This window comes from Sphingomonas sp. NFX23 (assembly GCF_049887795.1).
In the GTDB taxonomy this organism is placed as follows: domain Bacteria; phylum Pseudomonadota; class Alphaproteobacteria; order Sphingomonadales; family Sphingomonadaceae; genus Sphingomonas.
The window spans coordinates 489664-510082 of record NZ_JAGEKH010000002.1 but is presented as its reverse complement, the minus strand read 5'-3'; the positions used below and the strand labels follow the sequence as shown (position 1 = coordinate 510082).

General features: G+C 64.7%; 22 protein-coding genes and 1 tRNA gene. 10 read left to right on the top strand and 13 right to left on the bottom strand.

Annotation, left to right across the window (positions count from 1 at the left end):
* Window positions 1-9: 9 nt before the first annotated feature.
* Complete coding sequence (gene secB / locus J4O76_RS06340) at window positions 10-522, bottom strand: protein-export chaperone SecB (RefSeq protein WP_056062172.1); 513 nt, start codon at window positions 520-522, stop codon at window positions 10-12.
* A gap of 168 nt (window positions 523-690) precedes the next feature.
* Here secB and J4O76_RS06335 point away from each other — a divergent pair, with 168 nt between their 5' ends.
* The 3 genes from J4O76_RS06335 to J4O76_RS06325 are packed head-to-tail and all read left to right on the top strand — an operon-like array spanning window position 691 to window position 3309.
* A complete protein-coding gene (locus J4O76_RS06335) occupies window positions 691-1335 on the top strand; it encodes a Tim44/TimA family putative adaptor protein (protein WP_426280902.1) in 645 nt (214 codons plus the stop codon).
* 11 nt (window positions 1336-1346) lie between these two features.
* Window positions 1347-2708 carry a murein transglycosylase A gene (gene mltA / locus J4O76_RS06330; RefSeq protein ID WP_426280900.1) on the top strand — a complete coding sequence of 454 codons (1362 nt, stop codon included), beginning with the start codon at window positions 1347-1349 and terminating at the stop codon, window positions 2706-2708.
* Complete coding sequence (locus J4O76_RS06325) at window positions 2683-3309, top strand: Smr/MutS family protein (RefSeq protein WP_426280899.1); 627 nt, start codon at window positions 2683-2685, stop codon at window positions 3307-3309. The genes mltA and J4O76_RS06325 overlap by 26 nt, the downstream gene beginning before the upstream one ends.
* A 220-nt stretch (window positions 3310-3529) precedes the next feature.
* On the opposite strand, the gene dapE is transcribed toward J4O76_RS06325, so the two are convergent.
* The 10 genes from dapE to J4O76_RS06275 all read right to left on the bottom strand — a co-directional run bounded on the left by dapE (window position 3530) and on the right by J4O76_RS06275 (window position 11886).
* The gene (gene dapE, locus J4O76_RS06320; protein ID WP_426280897.1) at window positions 3530-4645 is read right to left on the bottom strand and encodes a succinyl-diaminopimelate desuccinylase; all 1116 of its coding nucleotides are present in this window, start codon (window positions 4643-4645) and stop codon (window positions 3530-3532) included.
* Entirely contained in the window at window positions 4642-5313 is a 672-nt protein-coding gene (locus tag J4O76_RS06315) for a glutathione S-transferase (RefSeq protein ID WP_426280895.1), read from the bottom strand. The genes dapE and J4O76_RS06315 overlap by 4 nt, the downstream gene beginning before the upstream one ends.
* A 10-nt stretch (window positions 5314-5323) precedes the next feature.
* Complete coding sequence (locus J4O76_RS06310; RefSeq protein ID WP_426280894.1) at window positions 5324-6337, bottom strand: phosphatase PAP2 family protein; 1014 nt, start codon at window positions 6335-6337, stop codon at window positions 5324-5326.
* 146 nt (window positions 6338-6483) lie between these two features.
* Window positions 6484-7914, bottom strand: a complete 1431-nt coding sequence (locus J4O76_RS06305; RefSeq protein WP_426281111.1) for a S41 family peptidase — start codon at window positions 7912-7914, stop codon at window positions 6484-6486.
* A gap of 201 nt (window positions 7915-8115) precedes the next feature.
* On the bottom strand, window positions 8116-8733 hold the full coding sequence (yihA, locus tag J4O76_RS06300) for a ribosome biogenesis GTP-binding protein YihA/YsxC (RefSeq protein WP_056052878.1): 618 nt from the start codon (window positions 8731-8733) through the stop codon (window positions 8116-8118).
* 59 nt (window positions 8734-8792) lie between these two features.
* Window positions 8793-10502, bottom strand: a complete 1710-nt coding sequence (gene yidC / locus J4O76_RS06295; RefSeq protein WP_426280893.1) for a membrane protein insertase YidC — start codon at window positions 10500-10502, stop codon at window positions 8793-8795.
* Window positions 10499-10744 (bottom strand): membrane protein insertion efficiency factor YidD, encoded by a 246-nt coding sequence (yidD, locus tag J4O76_RS06290; protein ID WP_056062193.1) that lies wholly within the window; start codon window positions 10742-10744, stop codon window positions 10499-10501. Before yidD ends, yidC begins: the two co-directional genes overlap by 4 nt.
* A 204-nt stretch (window positions 10745-10948) precedes the next feature.
* Window positions 10949-11356, bottom strand: a complete 408-nt coding sequence (rnpA, locus tag J4O76_RS06285; RefSeq protein WP_426281110.1) for a ribonuclease P protein component — start codon at window positions 11354-11356, stop codon at window positions 10949-10951.
* 5 nt (window positions 11357-11361) lie between these two features.
* Window positions 11362-11496, bottom strand: coding sequence for a 50S ribosomal protein L34 (rpmH, locus tag J4O76_RS06280; protein WP_031393806.1), 135 nt, complete (start codon window positions 11494-11496; stop codon window positions 11362-11364).
* An 87-nt stretch (window positions 11497-11583) separates the two neighbouring features.
* Entirely contained in the window at window positions 11584-11886 is a 303-nt protein-coding gene (locus tag J4O76_RS06275) for a hypothetical protein (protein ID WP_426280892.1), read from the bottom strand.
* Between the two features lie 131 nt (window positions 11887-12017).
* Between J4O76_RS06275 and J4O76_RS06270 the strand changes: the two genes are divergently transcribed.
* The 3 genes from J4O76_RS06270 (at window position 12018) to J4O76_RS06260 (ending at window position 14436) form a co-directional block, all read left to right on the top strand.
* Window positions 12018-13526 carry a YifB family Mg chelatase-like AAA ATPase gene (locus J4O76_RS06270; RefSeq protein ID WP_426280891.1) on the top strand — a complete coding sequence of 503 codons (1509 nt, stop codon included), beginning with the start codon at window positions 12018-12020 and terminating at the stop codon, window positions 13524-13526.
* Between the two features lie 66 nt (window positions 13527-13592).
* Window positions 13593-13677, top strand: a tRNA-Leu gene (locus J4O76_RS06265).
* Between the two features lie 87 nt (window positions 13678-13764).
* A complete protein-coding gene (locus J4O76_RS06260) occupies window positions 13765-14436 on the top strand; it encodes a cell wall hydrolase (RefSeq protein WP_426280889.1) in 672 nt (223 codons plus the stop codon).
* A 4-nt stretch (window positions 14437-14440) separates the two neighbouring features.
* Here the strand turns inward: J4O76_RS06260 and J4O76_RS06255 are convergent, their stop codons facing one another.
* Window positions 14441-15028: a DUF1989 domain-containing protein gene (locus J4O76_RS06255; protein WP_426280887.1), complete on the bottom strand. Its 588-nt coding sequence runs from the start codon at window positions 15026-15028 to the stop codon at window positions 14441-14443.
* Window positions 15021-15707 carry a guanitoxin biosynthesis heme-dependent pre-guanitoxin N-hydroxylase GntA gene (gene gntA, locus J4O76_RS06250; RefSeq protein ID WP_056051135.1) on the bottom strand — a complete coding sequence of 229 codons (687 nt, stop codon included), beginning with the start codon at window positions 15705-15707 and terminating at the stop codon, window positions 15021-15023. Before gntA ends, J4O76_RS06255 begins: the two co-directional genes overlap by 8 nt.
* 131 nt (window positions 15708-15838) lie before the next feature.
* Between gntA and J4O76_RS06245 the strand changes: the two genes are divergently transcribed.
* From J4O76_RS06245 to J4O76_RS06230, 4 genes are all read left to right on the top strand, one after another.
* Entirely contained in the window at window positions 15839-16555 is a 717-nt protein-coding gene (locus J4O76_RS06245) for a Crp/Fnr family transcriptional regulator (protein WP_426280886.1), read from the top strand.
* Between the two features lie 53 nt (window positions 16556-16608).
* Complete coding sequence (locus J4O76_RS06240; protein ID WP_426280885.1) at window positions 16609-16791, top strand: hypothetical protein; 183 nt, start codon at window positions 16609-16611, stop codon at window positions 16789-16791.
* A 103-nt stretch (window positions 16792-16894) separates the two neighbouring features.
* The gene (locus tag J4O76_RS06235; RefSeq protein ID WP_426280883.1) at window positions 16895-19033 is read left to right on the top strand and encodes a M3 family metallopeptidase; all 2139 of its coding nucleotides are present in this window, start codon (window positions 16895-16897) and stop codon (window positions 19031-19033) included.
* Window positions 19033-20328, top strand: a complete 1296-nt coding sequence (locus tag J4O76_RS06230) for an MFS transporter (protein ID WP_426280882.1) — start codon at window positions 19033-19035, stop codon at window positions 20326-20328. Before J4O76_RS06235 ends, J4O76_RS06230 begins: the two co-directional genes overlap by 1 nt.
* Window positions 20329-20419 lie beyond the last annotated feature (91 nt).

Genomic DNA, 20419 nt, shown 5'->3' with positions numbered 1-20419 from the left:
CCGGTTCGATCAGGCCTGCCCGAAATCGCCAACGTTGGGCTGGATACCCTGCTGCTCGGACTGCTGGAGATACAGCTGCGAGAAATCGATCGGCTCGAGCAGCAGCGGTGGGAAGCCACCGTCACGCACCGCATCCGACAGCACGCGGCGGGCGAACGGGAACAGCAGGCGTGGTGCTTCGCCCAGCAGGAACGGCTGGACATGCTCGGCCGGGATGTTGCGCAGCCCGAACAGGCCCGCGTACGAAAGATCGACGATGAACGCGACCTGGCCCTCGCTCTCGGCGCGGACGTCGATCTTCAGCACGACCTCATGCACCTCGTCGCCGACCTGCGCCGCGCCGATATTGAACTGCACGTCGATCGCCGGCGGGGTCTGGTTCTGGTAGACGGCCGGTGCGTTCGGGTTCTCGAACGACAGGTCCTTGACGTATTGCGAGATCAGCCCGGCAGCGGGGACCGTGTCTTCACCGTTCGCGAGAGCCTGGTCGGGCATGGTGAAGCCGTTGTCCTGATCATCCATTCGTCGTGTCCTTAGAGAATAAGCGGAAAATTGGGACCGAAGCGGACCGCTTGCGCGTTCTGTTCGATCGAGGTGGTGCGAGTAGCAGTGCCGAAGGGGCGTTTCAACGGGCGCGGGTTTGAATAGCTGCGGGTTTGCCCTATGTTGAAGCGAAGATCGGAGGCACGGTTGTTTTACGTAGTTCTTCTCGCGATGGTTGCAGGCTTCTTGGCGATGCGACTCTACAGCGTGCTCGGCAAGCGGACGGGGCATGAGCAGCCCTTGCCGCGTGCGGCCGAGGACCGTCCTGCGCTCGCCGCCGTGCCGAGAACCGTCGAGGCGGTTTCCGATGCGCGCGAGGTCGCCAGTCGCAACCTGGAGCCTAAGGCCGAGCCCGGTCTGCGGGCGATCGTTGCCGGCGAGCCCGGCTTCGATGTCGCGCGCTTTCTCGAAGGCGCGCAGGCCGCGTACCGCATGGTGCTCGAAGCCTTCTGGAAGGGTGACGAGGACGCGCTGGCCGATCTCGCCGTCGACGATGTCCGTGCGGCGTTCGTCGAGGCGATCGAAGCGCGGCGCGAAGCCGGCGAGGTGCTCGACAACCGTCTCGTGTCGATCGAGCGCGCGCTGATCGCAGACGCCAGCCTTACGGGGCGAGAGGCGCGTATCACGGTCCGGTTCGACGCGGACATCGCGGCCGTCACGCGCGATGCGGAGGGCAATGTCCTTGCGGGGTCGCTGACCGATGCGGTCGAGACGCATGACGTCTGGACATTCGCTCGGACGCTGAAAAGCAGCGATCCGAACTGGAAGCTTGCGGACACCGACGAAGCCTGATGGGTCGGGGCATGGTGGGAAGGCTCGGCGGTCTGGGACTGCCGATGCTGATGGCGACGCTGTTGAGCGCGTGCGTCGGTGGTGTCGAACCGCCACAGTCGGGTCCGCCACCGGTCGATCGAACAGATGATCGGTCGGATGCTCGACCAAACGAACCCGTTCGCGTGCATCCGTCGCGTGAAACCGGTGCATCCCCGAACATTCGCGGTATCCAGTCGCCGGCGCGGATCGTCGGCGCGGTGCCGATGCTAGCATCACCGGTCGTCCCGGCGGTCGAACCTGTGAATGCCGCCGCTGCGGGCGTAATCTCCGGTCCACCGATCGCGAGCCTTCCGATCGACGATGTACAGGCGCAAGCGGCTTTCGCGGCGTTCGTCACGAGCTGTCCTTCGCTGTTGCGTCGTAACGACACGTCCGGGCTGACGCGCGGCGCGGATTGGCAGCCGGCCTGTACCGCAGCGGCATCGACCGATCGCCGTAATGCTCGGACATTCTTCGCGCAGTGGTTTGAAGCCGCACAGATCGGTGACGGCAAGGCGTTCGCGACGGGCTATTACGAGCCAGAGATCGCCGGTTCGCTGGAGCGACGTGATGGCTATGCGCCGATCTATGCGCGTCCGAACGACCTTATCGACGTCGATCTCGGCGCATTCTCGACCAGCCTCAAGGGCAAGAAGATTCGCGGTCGCGTCGATCGCAGTAACCTGGTGCCCTATTACGATCGTACTGCGATCGAGCAGGGCGCGCTATCGGGCAAGGCGCCGATCCTCGCTTGGGCGCGTGATCCGGTCGAGCTGTTCTTCCTCCAAATCCAGGGTTCGGGGCGGCTGCGGTTGCCCGACGGCGAGATCCTGCGGATCGGCTATGCGACGCAGAACGGCCGCGACTATACCGGTATCGGCGCGCTGATGAAGTCGCGGGGGCTGCTCCAGCCGGGTCAGACCTCGATGCAGGGCATCGTCGCATGGCTCCACGCGCACCCGGCCGAGGGCCAGGCGATCATGCGCGAGAACAAGAGCTTCGTGTTCTTCCGTGAACTCGAGGGTGCACCCCTGGGGGCACTTGGCCTGCCGGTCACCGGGCAGGTGAGCGCCGCCGCCGACGTCAAGTTCGTGCCGCTCGGCGCGCCTGTGTTCCTGTCGCTCGACCGGCAGGACGCGAGCGGTCTGTGGATCGCGCAGGATACCGGCGGCGCGATTAAGGGCAGCAATCGTTTCGACACGTTCTGGGGTGCGGGCGCGGCGGCCGAAGCGACCGCCGGCGGCATGGCCGGGCGCGGCACCGCGTATCTGCTGCTCCCGATCGGCACCGTGGCGCGCCTGAACGGCCAAGCGAATGGGGCGCGATATGGCGGGTCGTCCGCTCAACCCTGATGAGGCGCAGCTCTGGGCGCGCGTGATGGCGAGCGTGCGTCCGATGCGTGTGGTCGCCGTGCGTATCCCGGAGCGCGCGCCGCCGCTGCCGCCTCCACCCAAGCCGATCATCGGTCCCAACGGCAAGATCGTGCCCGCACCGCCTGCGCCGATGGGGCGGGTAAAGCCGCTCGTCCGTACCGTGGTCACGCCGTACGCGGCGCGCGCGGGGGCAAAGCCCGTGGTTGCGCGGCCTGTAGCCAAACCCATCACGGCCAACACGCTCGATGGCGGCTGGGACAAGAGGCTCACGCGGGGTGTGGTGAGTCCCGACAGCTCGATCGACCTGCATGGCCACACGCTGGCGTCCGCCCATGCACTGCTCGACGTCGGCTTGGGCCGGGCGATAGCGCGCGGCGACCGCGTGTTGCTGCTGGTCACGGGCAAGCCGCCCCGCCCCGAAAGCGAACGCCCGCATGCGCGAGGCGCCATCCGGTCGGCGGTCACCGACTGGCTGGCCGGCTCGCGCCACGCGGACTCGATCGCTGCGGTACGCGGGGCGCATCCGCGACACGGCGGGCAGGGCGCGCTGTATATCGTCTTGCGCCGCGGACGGGACTAGCTCTGGGTTCGGGTTCGCGAGGTCCGGGCCTCACGATCCTTACCTCAGTTCGGTAATTGCAGGCTGATCGCAAGGCCAATGAGTTTGAGCACTTCGCAGCACATCTACTTCCCCCCTCCCTGGAAGGGTGAGGCCGGGGGTGGGTCGGCGTCCGCGAATGCTTACGGTGCGGCTCAAGCGGGCCTACCCACCCCCAACCCCTCCCTTTCAGGGAGGGGCGCTAGTCGACCGCCCGCCTGATCACGTCCGCATAGATGTCCGTCAGCGTACCCAAATCCTCGACCGCAACCGCTTCATCGACCTTGTGCATCGTCGCATTGATCAACCCGAACTCCACCACAGGGCAGAGCTTCGACAGGAAGCGCGCGTCGGACGTGCCCCCGGTGGTCGACAGCTCCGGCGTGACCCCAGTCGCACCCACGATGGCGTCCGACAACAGCGCCGAGAAGGCACCCGGCTCGGTCAGGAACGCTTCGCCCGACACTTTGCCGGTCACCACCACGCCCGGTGCATGACGCTCGGCGATCGCGCGGATATGCTCGATCAAGTTCGCCCCGCGGTGGCGATCGTTGAACCGGATGCTCAACCGCGCGGAAGCCTTGGCGGGAATGATGTTGTGCGCCGGGTTGCCGACGGTGATGTCGGTGACCTCGATGTTCGACGGCTGGAACCAGTCGGTGCCTTTATCGAGCACCACGCTTTCGATCTCGGCCAGGATCGCGATCAGCCGCGGGATCGGATTGTCGGCCAGATGGGGATAGGCGACATGCCCCTGCCGCCCCGGCACGTCGATCCAGATGTTGACCGAACCGCGCCGTCCGATCTTCACCATATCCCCCAGCCGCGCGGTCGAGGTCGGTTCGCCGACCAGGCACAGGTCGGGCACGATCGCCCGCGCTGCCATCCGCTCCATCAGCGCGACGGTGCCGTAGGTTGCAGGTCCCTCTTCGTCACCGGTGATGATGAGTGACAGCGTCCCGGCATCGCTACGGCTTGCGGCTGCGACGAACGCGGCGACGGCGCCCTTCATGTCGACCGCGCCGCGTCCGTAGAGCAACCCGTCGCGAACCTCGCCGGACCAGGGCGACCCGGTCCAGCCTTTGCCGGGGGGGACGACGTCGACATGCCCGGCGAATGCCAGATGCCGCGGTCCATCGCCGCGCACGGCCAGCAGATTCTCGACCGGGCCGTCGGGTGCCTCGCCGACCGTGAACCGATCGACCGCGAATCCGAGCGGGAGTAGCGCCGTCTCCAGCACATCGAACACCGCGCCCCGCGCAGGCGTGACGCTATCCGCGCGGAGCAGCGCCTGCGCGAGCGCAACCGGGTCGATCATGCGGTCGCGGGCACCGGCTGCTCGAATTGCTCGAGCACCCATTCCTCTTCCTGCGCCGCCGCGATCCAGTCCTGCATGAACGGATGCTCGAACATCGCCTGCATATACCCCGCCGCAAACCGCGCTATCGGCAGCTGGTACGTGACGATCCGCGTCACCAGCGGCGCGAACATTATATCTGCCGCCCCAAACTGGCCGAACAGGAAATCGCCGCCGCCACCGAATCGTGCGCGAGCCTGTGCCCAGATCTCCATGACCCGCTGCAACTCGAGAAGCACGTCGTCGTCCGGCGTGCTTGCCGGAAACACCTGGCGCACGTTCATGCTGTGCTTGCGACGCAGCGCGGCAAAGCTCGAATGCATCTCGGCAGCCATCGACCGCGCCATCGCACGTGCGGCATTGTCCTCGGGCCAGAACCGCTCGCGCCCGACCTTGTCGGCCAGATAGTCGACGATCGCGAGACTGTCCCACACCACCGCATCACCATCCCACAGGATCGGCACCTTGCCCGACGACGGCGCGAACTCGTCACCCGAGCGGCGCTTTTCCCAGTCCGAGTCGTACATCGGCACGACCACCTCTTCGAACGGTAGCCCGGATTGTTTGCAGGCGAGCCAGCCGCGAAGCGACCAGGACGAATAGGCCTTGTTGCCGATGATCAGTTTCATGGGGTGTGGACTAGCGGGGCGGGCGGGGCGCGGCAACGCCATTGGCGTTGGTTCGACGTGCGGTGCTACGCGGCATGAGGTGATGCAGTGTCGCGATCGCCGCCATCGCGACGATCGTGCCAAGCAGGATGTCGATCAAATAGTGCGTACCCTCGACGGGCGTCGACAGCAGCATAGCCGCGTTCAGGGCAAGCACCGGCCAGCGCAGCCGCGGCATGCGCCACGCCGCATTGATGTAGAGCGTCGCGGCGGCGGCATGGAAGCTTGGTGCCGAAACGATGCCGCGCAAATGGCCGAGGTCGACCACCCGCACGCTGTGATCGCGTAGTGCAGGTATCAGCCCATGCTGCCATTGCTCGCTCTCGGGCATATAGGCGATTGGTTGATGCCACAGATACGAAAATGGACCTATCGCCGGCATGAAGGCGTAGAGGATCAGCGTGCCGATCGCGGTCAGCCAGAACGTCGCGAGGAACCGGTGCGCCGCCACCCGGTCGCCGGTCAACGCGAAGGTCGCGAACAGGATCGTGGGCGTCAGGTAAATGCTGCGATACGCGGCAAGGCCAAGCGATTGCAGGATCGGTGTTGCGGCGACGAGCCGATACCAAGCGAGCCAGTCGAAATGCAGCACAGCGTCGATCCGTTGGAGTGCGGCGTCGTGGAACCCATGTGTCAGCGCCGCGACCGGATAGCTCGCCACCGCGCCCATCAGTGCCAGCAGGGTGAAGACGCCGTAATACTCGGCGCAGTCGGCGACTGCACGTGCATGTCGCCAAGGTCGGTCGCGGAGTCCGAAGCGCAGCCCCAGGAGGACGATTCCGCTAAAGTAGAACGGGATATTGTCTGCGTCGTACGGATCGATCGACAGGCCGGCGACGTGCATCATCACCGTCAACATCGCCAGGCTGAGGATCATCCCGCCGCCGATCCACCAACCGTAATCGGGCACCCTGACGTTTGCAGAGAGCGGCCCGCGGTAATCATCGGTGAGCGGCAGGGGGGCGGTAATCGAAACGTCATTCATGGTTGGCGAACGCGTATCACATCCGGGGAAACAAGCGACCTCCGTCGGCCGGATCAGCTTTCGCTTGGCTGAACGGTATCGAACGAAGACCCGTCAAGGACGACGCCTGCTTCTCTACAGGCGCCGTCGACTTGCACCCTACGGCTCTAGAACGAACCGGGGACCATCCGTTGCGCGGTGGTCGGCGCTGCGGGGATCAGCAGGTCCTGACGGGTGCTCGCGGTGGTTCGTGCCGACTGCGCACTGACATCGCTGGTGATCGCCGAGCAGGTGCGGCCCGCCAGGAAGTCGAGCGCGCGACGCGTGGACGCCTCGCGCGCGTCGCCGAGCGGGAAGCCGATATCATCGGTCGCGCGACAGGTAGCCTCCACGGTCGACGCGAGGCCATCGAAGTAATTGCCGTTGCGCGCGGCGTTCTGCGTCGCGAACGCGATCACGCGGAGGCGATCGTCGCATGCGGGCTTGTCGAGCGCGATCTGGCCGACGGGCTTGCCGTAGGTGTTGGTTCCGATCAGCGCAGAATTGCCGTGAAGATATGGGGTGAACGCATTGATCAAAAGTTCGCTCGCCGATGCGGTACCGCCGCTGCCGATGAATGCGATCCGCGTCGGCGCGATCGACTCGGGTTGCGGTGCGAAGAAGCGCGTCTCGTTGTTCGAGGCTTTCTCCGTGCGGAACGTCGTATAGTCGAACACCTCGGACGTTGATCGCCCCCCGCCAAGGAGGTCGCCGAGATACTCCGACGTCGCGACGAGGCCACCGCCATTGTAGCGTAGGTCGATGATGACCTTCGTTACGCCCTGCGCGCGGAAATTCGCGAACGCTGTTTTCAGCGCGGGTTCGGCTGTGGAGATGAACGTACGCAAGTTGATGTAACCAACGCGCTGACCGCTATCCTCGATGATCTTCGCGCCGTACCGCGACGAGACCGGCAGCAGCGAGAAGTCGGCCTTGGCGACGGTGACGTCCCGCGTACCGGCAGCGTCCGAGACACGGAACACGCGCGCCGTACCGGTCGTGTCGGGACCGAATGCGGTGGTCAGCCCGGCAGTGCCCTCGGCACTGATGATGGCGCTGACGGTCCGCAGGTTGCTCGATGTGGTACCGATCGCGAGGATCTCGGCACCGCGGTCGATCCCGGCGGCAAGAGCGGGCGCGCCTTCGAACGACTCGGCTGCGAACAGGCGCTGGCCGGTCTGGTCGAGCGCGAACCGGATGCCGAAACCAGCACTCGATCCCGAGGCGTAATAGGCGTTCTCTTCCTTGATCGACGTCAGGTAGGTGAAGAACCGATCCTTGCGCTGCGCTCGCGCGGTCGCGGTCAGCGCGTCGATATAGCTATCGACCGTCGTGTACCCCGCAGGGCTCAAGGTCGCAGGCAGCGTATCGGGGAACAGATACCATTCGCGAAGCTGCGCCGAAGCCCAGTCCTGGCGTTCGCGCAACGAACAGCCCGCGGTTGCGGTCGGCGTGGGTGTCGGCGTAACGCCAATGGCGCCACCGGCACCACCACCGGTCGAGTTCGTGTTGCCGTCGCTACCTCCGCAGCCCGACAGCATCGCAGCCATCGCCAGCATTGTCCCGAACCGTACCCGCACCGCGTCATCTCCCCCGTTTCCCGAAGGTTACGGAATTAGTCGGGCGATGCCAGCAGCAAATCGAGGTCTGATCCAATATCGGCGAATTTTGAGGGGGCGGATGGCAGTATACCCCTCAGCCTAACCCGGCATCGTCAGGATGACGGGGTAGGAAGGGCGCACCTGTTAAGGCTCAGACCGCTAGCTAACCGCTTCGACCACCGCCGCGCGGAGCTCGGGAATGCCCATGCCGTATTCGCTCGACGTGACGAGGATGTCGGGATGTGCAGCCGGACGCTTGCGCGCCTCGATCGCGGTGCGCTCGGTGACCTCGACCAACTCGGACGCCTTGATCTTGTCCGCCTTGGTCAGGACCATGCGGTAGCTGACCGCGGCCTTGTCGAGCATCTCGAGGATCTCGCGATCGACGTCCTTGATGCCGTGGCGCGAGTCGATCAGCACGAGCGCGCGCTTGAGAACGTCACGCCCGCGCAAGAAGTCGTTGATCAGGAAGCGCCATTTCTTGACGACGTCCTTGGGCGCCTTGGCGAACCCGTAGCCGGGCATGTCGACGAGGCGGAACGCGAGCGGCGCGCCGACGTCGAAGAAGTTCAGCTCCTGCGTCCGGCCCGGCGTGTTCGACGTGCGCGCCATCGAGTTGCGTCCGGTGAGTGCGTTCAACAGCGACGACTTGCCGACGTTCGAGCGACCGGCGAACGCCACTTCCGGCACCGACGCGTCGGGCAGGAACTCAAGCGTCGGCGCCGACTTCAGGAAGCCCACATGCCCCGCGAAAAGCTTTCGCGCATGCTCCAGCATTTCCGGCGTGAACGGCGCGTCGGTCTGCTCGAGGTCGGGACCTAAGTTGGGAACGTCGTTCACTTGGTCACCGGCACTTTCAGGCCCGGATGGCGGGCATACAACAGCTTCTGCTGGATGATGGTCAGGCAGTTCGACGTGATCCAGTACACCTGGAGGCCGACCGCGAACGGCGCCATCACGAACATCAGCACCCATGGCAACAGCTTGAAGACCTGCTTCTGCGTGTCGTCCATCGGCGTCGGGTTCAGCTTGAACTGGAAGTACATGCTGATGCCCAGGATGATCGGCACGACGCCGATCGCGATCATGTGCGGCGGCGTGAACGGCAGCAGTCCGAACAGGTTGAGCGGCGTCAGCGGATCGGGCGCGGACAGATCCTTGATCCACGCGACGAACGGCTGGTGACGCATCTCGATCGTCAGCATCAGCACCTTGTACAGCGCATACATGATCGGGATCTGGAGCAGCGTCGGCGCGCAACCCGCGAGCGGATTGACCTTCTCCGCCTTGTACAGCGCCATCACTTCCTGCTGCATACGGACCTTGTCGTCCTTATACTTCTCCTGCAGCAGCTTCATCTTCGGCTGGACGGCGCGCATCGCCGCCATCGACTTGAACTGGCGCTGGGCGATCGGGAACAGCAAGCCGCGGATCGTCACGGTCAGCAGGATGATCGCGACGCCGAAGTTGCCAACCATGCGGAACAGCCAGTCGAGATAATAGAAGATCGGCTTCTCGACGATCCGGAACCAGCCCCAGTCGATCGCATAATCGAGCTTGGCGACGCCGCCGGCCTGGTCGGTGTAGCGATCGAGCAGGCGGACTTCCTTCGCGCCAGCGAAGAAGCGCGAGACCTGCGTGATCGACTGGCCCGGTGCGACCTGCTTGGGCTGGAGCGCGTAGTCGGCCTGGTACGCCTTGTTGGCGCCGGCGCGGAACTGGCCGTCGAACGCCTGACCCTGGTCGGGGATGATCGCGGTCAGCCAGTATTTATCGGTGAAGCCGAGCCAGCCGCCGGTCGTCGTGAACTTCTGCGCGGCCTCGTCGATGTCCTTGTAGTTCGGACGGTAATGCGCGCCGCCATTGTCGACCGACATTGGCCCGACATGGATCGTCATCGACGATGGATCCTTCGAGATGCCGACACGGTTGACGAGGCCATAGGTGGCGACGGGGACGGGCGCGTTGCCGGCGTTGAGGACGGTCTGGCGGACCGTGAACATGTAATCCTGGTCGACCGCGATCTGGATTCGGAAGCGCTGGCCGGTGGCGTTGGTCGCGTCGAGCGTGACCGGCGTGGTCGGCGTGAGCGTGGTCGCGCCCGAGGGCGTCCAGACGGCGTCGGCGGCGGGCGGGGTCAGGCCCTGCGCACGCCAGCCGAAGCTCGCGAAATACGCGTCGGGTGCGCCGGCGGGCGAGAGCAGGCGGATCGGCGGCGAATTTTTCGCGACGGTCTCGTCATAACCCTTGAGCACGAGATCATCGATCCGCGCGCCCTTGAGGTTGATCGAACCCGATACGCGGGGGGTCTCGACGCGGATTCGCGGGGTGCTGGCGATCACTGCGTTGCGATCGCCGATCGCGGCGGCACCATCCGCGGCGGGATCGGCCGCGGGGTTCGCGACGGCCTTGGTCTTGCCGCCCTCGATCCGCGTGACCGGCGGATTCGCGGTCGGGAAGAACTTGCCCTGGATCAGCGGCCATCCGAACAGGATCAGCGCCGCGATCACCGCGAACAGCACGAAATTCTGCTTGTCGTCTTTCACAGGGCGGCGTCTTTCAGTTTCTTGTCGATATCTGGGACCGGATCGGGGCCGTACCCGCCCCACGGATGGCAACGCGCGATACGCTTCGCCGCCAACCAGCCCCCCTTGAGCGCGCCATAGCGCCCAACGGCCTCGATTGCATAGGCGGAACACGAAGGATCGTAGCGGCAACTCGACGGCAGGACGAGCGAGGGGCCGAGTTGCCAGCCGCGTGCGAGGAGGATGAGGAGGCGTGCTAGCATGTCAAAACTGACGCTCACCCACGCCGCAAGATTGTTTCCCCGCGAAGGCGGGGACCCAGTCTGGGCTCCCGCCTACGCGGGAGAACAAGGAGCAGGGGATAACGGTAAGTTGGAACTCGCAACCGCGCTGTCCCACGCTTGCTACCACCCCGGCGAAGGCCGGGGCCCAGTTGGGGAGCGTAGCTAACGAAGGGCGGTCCTGCATCACGGCCGCGTTCCCACCTGGGCCCCGGCCTTCGCCGGGGTGGAGGGGTTCGCAGCACTGGTGGTGTTCGCTACCGAGGTAGCAGGCAATTGAGGCGTAACCTTGCGGAACGCCTTGCCGAGCTCGGTCCGCAACAAAGCGTAATCCCGCTCGACCCCACCGTTCCGCCCGATCAGCACATGATCGGCCCCGGCAACGCCGCGCTCCGCCAGCAGCTCACGCGCCAACGCCCGCAACCGCCGTTTCATGCGGTTCCGGACGACGGCGTTGCCGATCTTCTTGGTGACGGTGAAGCCGATTCGCATCGTCTCGTCACCGTCATCGCGGGGGCGCATGAGCAGGACGAATCCCGGCATCGGTGCGCGCTTCCCCGCATTCGCCGCGAGAAAATCGCGGCGTTTGTCCAGAATGGTTAGGCCGACAGCTTCTTGCGACCGCGTGCGCGGCGTGCGTGGATCACTGCCCGGCCGCCGACCGTCGCCATCCGTGCGCGGAAGCCGTGACGGCGTGCGCGTACCAGGTTGCTCGGCTGAAAGGTCCGCTTCATTGGTCATTCCCTAGGTCATCAAATAGAAAACGGCCGCCACGGGGACGGCCTTGATGGCTGGGCGCTTACGGAAAGGGCGGCGGTAAGTCAATTCGCACCCGTCGCGACGGGCGTGTTTTTGGCAGCCTTGGCCCGCTCGTGCCGGCGCATCGCGCTCTGCCGCCGCATCATCCGGTCGACGAAATGCCCTGTCCGTGGCCAACGGCGTTTCAGCCGCGCCCATTTGAGTCGCGCCCAGCGCGAATTGCGCAGGACGAGAACCATACCTCCCGCGAACAGGAATATCCCCGCAGGCCCCGGCAGCGGCGCGAGTAGTGGCGCACCCAGGATCAGGATGACCCCGAGCAGCAACTGGCCGAAGCGAAAAATGGGGGAGCGGACTGCTTTCACGGAGGGCATGTGGGTCCGGTGTATTAGGTTCGCAAGACGGCAACCCTAGAGTATTCCGGGGCGTCCATCCTTGCAGACATGGCAAATCGGGTATGAATAAGGCGTGACGTCGTGTCGCGGGGGGAGCGGGCATGGCGGCGATCGTAGCGACGGTGGCATATCTTGGGCTGGAAGCGCGCGCGGTCGAGGTGCAAGCCCAACTGATTCCGGGACTTCCTGCGTTCAACGTGGTTGGGCTGGCGGATAAGGCGGTCGGTGAAAGCCGCGAACGCGTACGCGGTGCGATCGCCGGGATGGGGCTGTCGCTGCCGCCGAAGCGCATCGCGGTGAACCTGTCGCCCGCCGATCTGCCGAAAGAAGGATCGCATTTCGATCTACCGATCGCGTTGGCATTGCTGGCGGCGATGGGCGTCGTCGATGCCGAAGCGCTGGCGGATTATGTGATCGTCGGCGAGCTTGGCCTCGATGCGCGGATCACCGCATCGCCGGGTGTTCTGCTGGCGGCGCTGCATGCATCGGAAGTGGGGAAGGGGCTCGTCTGTCCGGCGGCGCAAGGATCTGAAGCGGCATGGGCAGGCGAGATCGAGGTCATCGCCGCACCCGACCTGCTGTCATTGCTCAATCACTTCAAGGGCCACGGCCTGCTCAGCCCACCCAAGCCCGGCATAGCCGAGCACGCCGACCACGGTCCGGACCTGCGGCAGGTGAAGGGGCAGGAAACCGCCAAGCGCGCGCTGGAGATCGCAGCTGCCGGATCTCATAATTTGCTGATGGTAGGCCCGCCGGGTTCCGGCAAGTCGCTGATGGCTTCGTGCCTGCCCGGCATCCTGCCGCCGCTCGACCCCGCCGAGGCGCTCGAGGTGTCGATGGTCCAGTCGGTCGCTGGTACGCTGACAGGGGGGCGCCTGACCCGCACGCGACCCTTCAGAGCGCCACACCATTCCGCGTCGATGGCTGCACTCACCGGGGGCGGGCTGAAGGTGAAGCCGGGGGAGGTAAGCCTCGCGCATCTCGGCGTGCTCTTCCTCGACGAACTCCCAGAGTTCCAACGCGCCGTGCTCGATTCGCTTCGCCAGCCGCTCGAGACTGGTACGGTAAGCGTCGCCCGTGCCAACGCACATGTCACCTTTCCTGCGCGCGTACAGTTGATCGCCGCGATGAACCCATGTCGATGCGGCCACCTCGGGGACGCAAGCCTGGCCTGCGCGAGAGCCCCGAAATGCGCCGCGGATTACCAGGCGAAGGTGTCGGGTCCGCTGTTGGACAGGATCGACCTTCACATCGACGTACAGGCGGTCAGTGCCGCCGACCTGATTCTCCCGCCGCCGACCGAAGGCTCGGCAGAGGTTTCCGCACGCGTTGCCGTCGCCCGTGCAATCCAGACTGAGCGCTACCGCGACCACCCGGTTCGCACCAACGCAGAGGCGGATGGCGCATTGCTCGACTCCGTTGCCACGCCCGACGAAGCCGGTCGCAAGCTCCTCGCCCAGGCCGCCGAAGCGATGCGCCTGACCGCGCGCGGCTACACGCGCATCCTCCGCGTCGCCCGCACCATCGCCGACCTCGCCGGCAGCGAAACCGTGGGCCGCATCCATATCGCCGAAGCGCTCAGCTATCGTCGCCAACCGCCCAGAAACTGAACTGACACGTTTTCCGATCAAGACAGCTTGCGGCAAACGAAAGCTTCGTCTAGCCAACCCGCCGCTGCCCCTGTGGCGAAATTGGTAGACGCGACCGACTCAAAATCGGTTGCCGCAAGGCATGCTGGTTCGATTCCGGCCAGGGGCACCATCTCTTTCCAACGATCGCGCGTCGACCCTCGGGGCGAGCGGCACAGTGATCGTTTCCTTGCGAAAATTTCGCCGGTAAGGACGCGGGATGGCGAAGCGACCGGCCCAATATGTCTCATCGCGGCGGCGCAATCGATCCGGGCTGAGACCATCGTCCGAGCATTGGCTTCTCCTGCTCGGCGCAGTGGTCGCGTTCGCGGCGATCTTCGGGGCGCTGACCGATCTGCCCTGGCCGACCGAAACTACCACAGATCACCGCAAGCCCCGGCTGACAATGGCTCAGGCACGAGCATCGAACGCCCTGGTCCCGATTGTGGTCGAAAAGCGCAAAAGAGCAGAGCCGTTCCGCTTCCGCGGTGGTCCGGCCTCTCGCCTTCAGGCAACCGAGTGCCTAGCTACCGTCGCTCTTTACGAAGCCGGCACCGATCGCGACGGACAGCGGGCCGTCATTCAGGTCGTGCTCAACCGGGTCGGCGCGCGTGGCTTCCCCAAGACGGTCTGCGGGGTAGTCTACCAAGGCGCGAACCGGAAGACCGGGTGCCAGTTCTCCTTCACCTGCGACGGCTCGCAGACACGGCGGCCCGAGCATGACGGCTGGGAACAGGCACGACACGCGGCACGGCGGGCGATGAACGGCTACGTCTATACGCCGGTCGGCCGCGCGACGCATTACCACACCGACTGGCTGGTACCGTACTGGCGCAGTTCGCTAGTCAAGGTGGCGACCGTCGAGTCGCACATCTTCTACCAGCGCCGCTGAGCGCTCAGCCGATCCGGTACTGGATCGGCTTGAAGCTGCCCCCGTTCGATTGCAGCGCCGAACACGCGGTCATGCCGATCACGAGGTCCATCGCGGCGCGGAAGACGATCGTGTCGCCAGCCTTGCTTAGCGGCGGTTCGACCGTGAACGTGCCCGTCTCGCCATTGATCGGCACGTTCATGAAGCAGTTGAACGCGACCGGGATCTGGTCCGGCTCGATGTCCCAAGGCGCGAGCGCCTCAGCAAGGTTGCCGAAGCAGCCGCGATGCGGATCGGTATCGCCGTAGATGATCGAGAACGTCTCCTTCGAACACGGCGTCAGCAGGAAATCATGCCGTCCGACATCGTCCGAGACGATCTCCAGCATCACGTTGCTGCGGTTCGAATAGAGCAGGTCGCCGGTCGTCAGGTACAACCGGCTCGCATAATCGAGCGTGCGCCCCGACGAAATCGCCTCGCGCACGTCGGCGCGGTTGTAGGCGAGCAAGTCCGATACCTGGCAGCCCTCGGGATCGATCACAGTGAGCATCTGCCCCTTGTCGAGCGTGAACCCGGCTCCCGAACGCGGCGGGATCGTCTTGATGTCAGCCACGGGCTTCGCCTCGCTTGAAAGGGCATTTCCAGGATTCGTCGACGACGCGCCCGCTATATTGGCGTGCTTCACTCGATTCGCCGTGCCGCGCCAGCATCGGGTTCATAGAGCCGGCATATTCGAGGTCGCGCGCCAGGATCGACGAGCGCAACTTGTCGTAGCGCTGCTGGTCGCGCAGCACCTCGAACTGGTCGTGCAGGTTGAACACCATCGCCGGCGATTCGAACTTGCGCGCAGGACGGCTCGCATTGGGATGTAAGCCGACGACGAAAAACGCCTCGCCAGCAAAGCTCAGCGAGAAATGCGGATCGTCCGGATCGCTGCTCACCGACGGATCGGGGCGGTAGCCGAGCCACTCGTCCTTGTCGCTAAGGGACTGAGCCCTCGCCCAAAGATGCGCCTCGAATTCCTCCTCCGACAGCAAAGCAGGCGCTTCGAACAATATGATAAGCGTCCGGAAGATCGCGCGATCCTCGCGGTATTTGCGGACGGTCTCGCCAAGCGCCGGAGAAATTCTCATGTCATCCCAAGCGGATCGCACGTCGCGGGCGACGAGAATGTCCATCTGCCCCTTGGCGAGCGCCGATTTTGCACCGACGCAGGGAAATTGCGGCGCCTGCACAGTCTCGATGAACTTGCGCGCGAGTGGGTGATCGTTTTGGAAAATTGGCTGGTACATGGTCGGGGAGGAACCCGCGAACCGCTGCAATGTTTCGCGTCCGACATAACCTTTGATATTGATCAGTACGAATCCCGATCTGTTCTTCTATCGCGGAGGGCGGTACGAGGCCGGGTGATGAAGGGGTGTCGATGATCTCGCAAAAATTCCTCATGGGCCGTGGTCGCCATGAGTTGAGCAACGAAGAAAAGCAGGTGCTGGAGGACGGCATCGAATCCGTGCGGCAGGTGCCTGGGCGCAAGCAGATCGTCCGTGCGGGCGACCTCATCGAGACGAGCACGCTGCTGATCGAGGGGTTCGTGTGCCGCTACATGGACGACCGGGAGGGGCAGCGTCAGTTGGTCGCCGTGCACGTCCCGGGCGATTTCGTCGATCTCCACGCATTCCCGATGAAGCGGCTCGATCACGATATCGCGACGCTCGGGCCCGTAAAGATCGCCTGCTTCGAACATCGTACGTTGCAGTCCATCACCGAGCGCTATCCGCATTTGACGCAGAAACTGTGGTTCAGCACGTTGCTCGATGCGGCAATGCACCGCGAGTGGATTTTCCGGCTCGGGCGGCTCGGCGCGGAAGGGCGGATCGCGCATCTGTTCTGCGAATTGAACGCGCGGCTGGAAATGATCGGGATGGCGGAGGAGGGACGCTTTATACTGCCTATGACGCAGCCAGATCTGGCCGAGGCGACCGGGTTGACCGGCGTTCATGTAAACCGCGTGTTGAGAGCGCTTCGCGAGAAAAACCTGCTGACGTTCAAGGCAGGCGAGGTAAATATCGTGGATCGTAAAGCACTTGCAGCCGTTGCTGAATTCGAACCACAATATCTTTACGGTTCCAGGGGCGAGTGACGGGTACCCGGCGCATGACCCCTGGCAGGATCAACGGTCGGGGGAGTGAGACCATGATGACGCCGGAAACCCTCGCAGGCATCGCCGCCGCCGAGAATGGGCTGGTGACGCTGGACGGCGTCGATGGCTTGGCAATCACCTTCACACCAGAGGCCGCCGCGGAGACGGGACGCAGGCTTATTGCGGCCGCGGAAGTCGCTGCGAGCCAGCCTCGCGACGATCGATCCGGCGACTGATCTTACGGCCCGTGCGACCTGCGCTACACGCTGATCAATGCGTACGCCTTCCGCTACGTAACTTTATCACTATGCTACCCGGTACATTGACCGGGAGATCCATGTGCAGTTTCTATACCTCGCCGCCAGCGCCGTTGCGCTGATGGCGTCTACGTCGATCGTCGCGCAGACGGGTGCGACGTCCACGACACCCGCCGCGAACCCCTTGCTGGCCGACTGGACCGGTCCGCTGGGCGGAGTGCCGCCGTGGGACAAGGTTCGCCCCGAACTGTTCCCGCAGGCGTTCGAGACGACGCTTGCCGAACGGACCGCCGAATATCGCAAGATCGCCGACAATGCGGCCAAGCCGACCTTCGCCAACACGATCGTGCCGATGCAGCTGGCCGGCAAGCGCTACGGTCAGGTGATGACGCTGTTCGGCGTGATGACCGGCAACATGAACACCCCGGCCTATCAGAAGCTCGACCGCGAATGGTCGCCCAAATTCTCCGCGGCGTCGGACGCGATCACGTTCGACAAGCCGCTGTTCGCGCGGATCCAGGCAATCTACGCAGGCCGCAACTCCAGCGGATTGAATGCACAGCAGATCCGGCTCGTGACGCGGATCTACGACAGCTATGTGCGGCAGGGCGCCAAGCTGACCGACGCGCAGAAGACGCAGCTTTCGCAGTATAACCAGCAGCTCGCGACGGCGTTCTCGACGTTCGGCGAGAAACTGCTCGCCGACGAGAGCACCGCCATTGCGGTCGGCGATGAAGCACAGCTCGCCGGCTTGCCCGATAGCGTGAAGGCGGTCGCCAAGGCCGCCGCTGCGGAGCGGAAGCTGCCGGGCTTTGCGATCGTCAACACGCGGTCGGCGGTCGATCCCGTGCTGACCTACGCCACCGACCGCGCGCTGCGCGAGAAGGTATGGCGCGCGTTCGTCAACCGCGGCGACAATGGCGATGCAAACGACACGAACGCGACGATCGCGCAGATCGTGAAACTCCGCGCCGACCGCGCGCATCTGCTCGGGTTCAAGACGCATGCCGACTGGCGGATGCAGGACACGATGGCGAAGACGCCCGCCGCGGCGATGTACCTGATGATGCGCGTCTGGCCTGCCGCGAAGGCGCGCGTGGCCGAGGAAGTCGCGGACATGCAGAAGGTTGCCGGCACCTCGCTGACGATCGAGCCGTGGGATTACCGGTTCTACCAGGAGAAGGTGCGCAAGGCCCGGTACGACCTCGATCAGGCGCAGCTGAAGCCGTATTTCGAGCTCGGCAACATCATCCAGGGTTCGCTGTACGCCGCCAACCGGCTGTACGGGCTGAACTTCAAGGAGATCACCGGCACCGTTCCCGTGTTCGAGCCGAACATGCGCGTGTGGAGCGTGACCGACAAGAACGGCAAGGATGTCGGGCTGTTCTACCGCGACGATTTCGCGCGGACCGGCAAGCGCTCGGGTGCGTGGGCGAACACGTATCGTGGGCAGCGGGGCCTCGCCCCGGCGCAGCTTGTGCTGTCGTCGAACAACAACAATTTCGCCAAGGGCGCGCCAGGCGAGCCTATCCTGATCAGCCTCGACGATGCGCAGACGCTGTTCCACGAGTTCGGCCACGCGATCCACGCGATGCTCCAGAACGTCTATTATTCGGGGCTCGCCGGCACGCCGCGCGACTTCGTCGAATATCCGAGCCAGGTGAACGAGCATTGGTTGCTGACCCGCGACGTGCTCGACAAATATGCGCGGCACTACCAGACCAAGGCGGCGATGCCGCAGGCGTTGCTCGACAAGATCGAGCAGTCGAGCAAGTTCAACGAAGGCTTCAAGACCGCGGAATATCTGTCGTCGGCGATCGTCGACATGAAGATCCACACCGTCCCCGACGGCGTGATCGACCCCGACAAGTTCGAGGCCGCGACGCTCGCCGAGATCGGCATGCCGAAGCAGCTGGTGATGCGTCACCGCGTGCCGCAGTTCCAGCATCTGTTCGCGTCGGACAGCTATTCGGCAGGCTATTACAGCTACCTCTGGTCCGAGACGATGGACGCCGACACCTTCGCGGCATTCGAGGAGGCGGGCAGTCCGTGGGACAAGCCGACTGCGGACAAGTTCGCGAAGATCCTGTTGTCGACCGGCAACGAGACCGACCGCGCCGAGGCGTATCGCGCGTTCCGCGGGCGTGATCCCGACGTGAACGCGCTGCTCAAGAAGCGCGGCTTTGCAACGCAGCAGCCCGCAAAGGGAGGAACCCAGTGATGGCGAGCACGACGATTGCGCCCGAGAAGAACCACCGCCTCAAATCGATCCTCGGCGGGTCGGCGGGTAACCTCGTCGAATGGTTCGACTGGTACGTCTATTCGGCATTCGGGCTGTATTTTGCACCGGTGTTCTTCCCCAAGGGCAATGCGACCGCGCAGCTGATGAGTGTCGCCGCGGTGTTCGCGGTCGGCTTCCTGATGCGGCCGATCGGCGCGTGGGTGATGGGCATCTACGCCGATCGCCACGGGCGCAAATCGGGGCTGACGCTGTCGGTGACGCTGATGTGCGCAGGCTCGTTCCTCATCGCGATCACGCCCGGATTTGCGACGATCGGCTGGATCGCGCCGGCGTTGCTGATCCTTGCACGCCTGATGCAGGGGCTCAGCGTCGGCGGCGAATATGGCGCAAGCGCGGTGTATCTGTCGGAGATGGCGGGCAAGTCGCGGCGCGGCTTCTTTTCCAGCTTCCAGTACGTCACGCTGATCGCGGGGCAGTTGCTCGCGCTCGGTGTGTTGTTGCTGCTGCAGTCGACGCTCGACACGGCGCAGCTCGACGCGTGGGGCTGGCGTATTCCGTTCGCGATCGGCGGTGTGCTCGCGCTGGTGGTGTTCCGCATCCGTCGCGGGCTGCTCGAGACCGAGAGCTATCAGAACGCCAAGTCGGACGGCGCGCCGAAATCGAGTGGCTGGCTGCTGTTCAGCAAATATCCGCGCGAGGCGTTCACCGTGCTGCTGCTCACCGCCGGCGGCACGCTCGCCTTCTATGCGTACACCACGTACATGCAGAAGTTCCTGGTCAATACGAGCGGGTTCAGCCGCGAGTCCGCGACGCTGATCATGACCGCGGCGCTGGCCTTGTATGCGGCGTTCCAGCCTGCTGCGGGCGCGCTGTCGGATCGGATCGGGCGGAAACCGCTGATGGTCGGCTTCGGCATTGCCGGCGTGCTGTGCACGGTGCCGATCTTCACCGTGCTGGAGACGGCGACCAATCCGTATCTTGCGTTCGGCTTGGTCGTGGCCTCGCTGTTCATCGTGACGGGCTACACCGCGATCAACGCGGTGGTGAAGGCGGAACTCTTCCCCGCACATGTCCGTGCGCTGGGCGTGGCGTTGCCGTACGCGCTGGCGAACACGATGTTCGGCGGCACCGCCGAGTATGTCGCGCTGTGGCTTAAGAACGAGGGCATGGAGCGCGGCTTCTACTGGTACGTGACCGCGATGATCGGCGTTTCGCTGATCGTGTACCTCCGCATGAAGGACACGCGCATGCATAGCCAGATCGTCGAGGATTGAACTTACTGCCCCCTCTCCCCTGCGGGGAGAGGGCTGGGGTGAGGGGCTGCTCTAGGCGCACCGCTGCTTGGCTGCCCCTCACCCCGACCCT

Coding starts and splice junctions, on each gene's coding strand:
- secB (WP_056062172.1), bottom strand. CDS start 522: ATGGATGATCAGGACAACGGCTTCACCATGCCCGACCAGGCTCTCGCG.
- mltA (WP_426280900.1), top strand. CDS start 1,347: ATGGTGGGAAGGCTCGGCGGTCTGGGACTGCCGATGCTGATGGCGACG.
- J4O76_RS06325 (WP_426280899.1), top strand. CDS start 2,683: ATGGCGGGTCGTCCGCTCAACCCTGATGAGGCGCAGCTCTGGGCGCGC.
- dapE (WP_426280897.1), bottom strand. CDS start 4,645: ATGATCGACCCGGTTGCGCTCGCGCAGGCGCTGCTCCGCGCGGATAGC.
- J4O76_RS06315 (WP_426280895.1), bottom strand. CDS start 5,313: ATGAAACTGATCATCGGCAACAAGGCCTATTCGTCCTGGTCGCTTCGC.
- J4O76_RS06310 (WP_426280894.1), bottom strand. CDS start 6,337: ATGAATGACGTTTCGATTACCGCCCCCCTGCCGCTCACCGATGATTAC.
- J4O76_RS06305 (WP_426281111.1), bottom strand. CDS start 7,914: ATGCTGGCGATGGCTGCGATGCTGTCGGGCTGCGGAGGTAGCGACGGC.
- yihA (WP_056052878.1), bottom strand. CDS start 8,733: ATGCTGGAGCATGCGCGAAAGCTTTTCGCGGGGCATGTGGGCTTCCTG.
- yidD (WP_056062193.1), bottom strand. CDS start 10,744: ATGCTAGCACGCCTCCTCATCCTCCTCGCACGCGGCTGGCAACTCGGC.
- rpmH (WP_031393806.1), bottom strand. CDS start 11,496: ATGAAGCGGACCTTTCAGCCGAGCAACCTGGTACGCGCACGCCGTCAC.
- J4O76_RS06270 (WP_426280891.1), top strand. CDS start 12,018: ATGGCGGCGATCGTAGCGACGGTGGCATATCTTGGGCTGGAAGCGCGC.
- J4O76_RS06260 (WP_426280889.1), top strand. CDS start 13,765: ATGGCGAAGCGACCGGCCCAATATGTCTCATCGCGGCGGCGCAATCGA.
- gntA (WP_056051135.1), bottom strand. CDS start 15,707: ATGTACCAGCCAATTTTCCAAAACGATCACCCACTCGCGCGCAAGTTC.
- J4O76_RS06245 (WP_426280886.1), top strand. CDS start 15,839: ATGATCTCGCAAAAATTCCTCATGGGCCGTGGTCGCCATGAGTTGAGC.
- J4O76_RS06240 (WP_426280885.1), top strand. CDS start 16,609: ATGATGACGCCGGAAACCCTCGCAGGCATCGCCGCCGCCGAGAATGGG.
- J4O76_RS06230 (WP_426280882.1), top strand. CDS start 19,033: ATGGCGAGCACGACGATTGCGCCCGAGAAGAACCACCGCCTCAAATCG.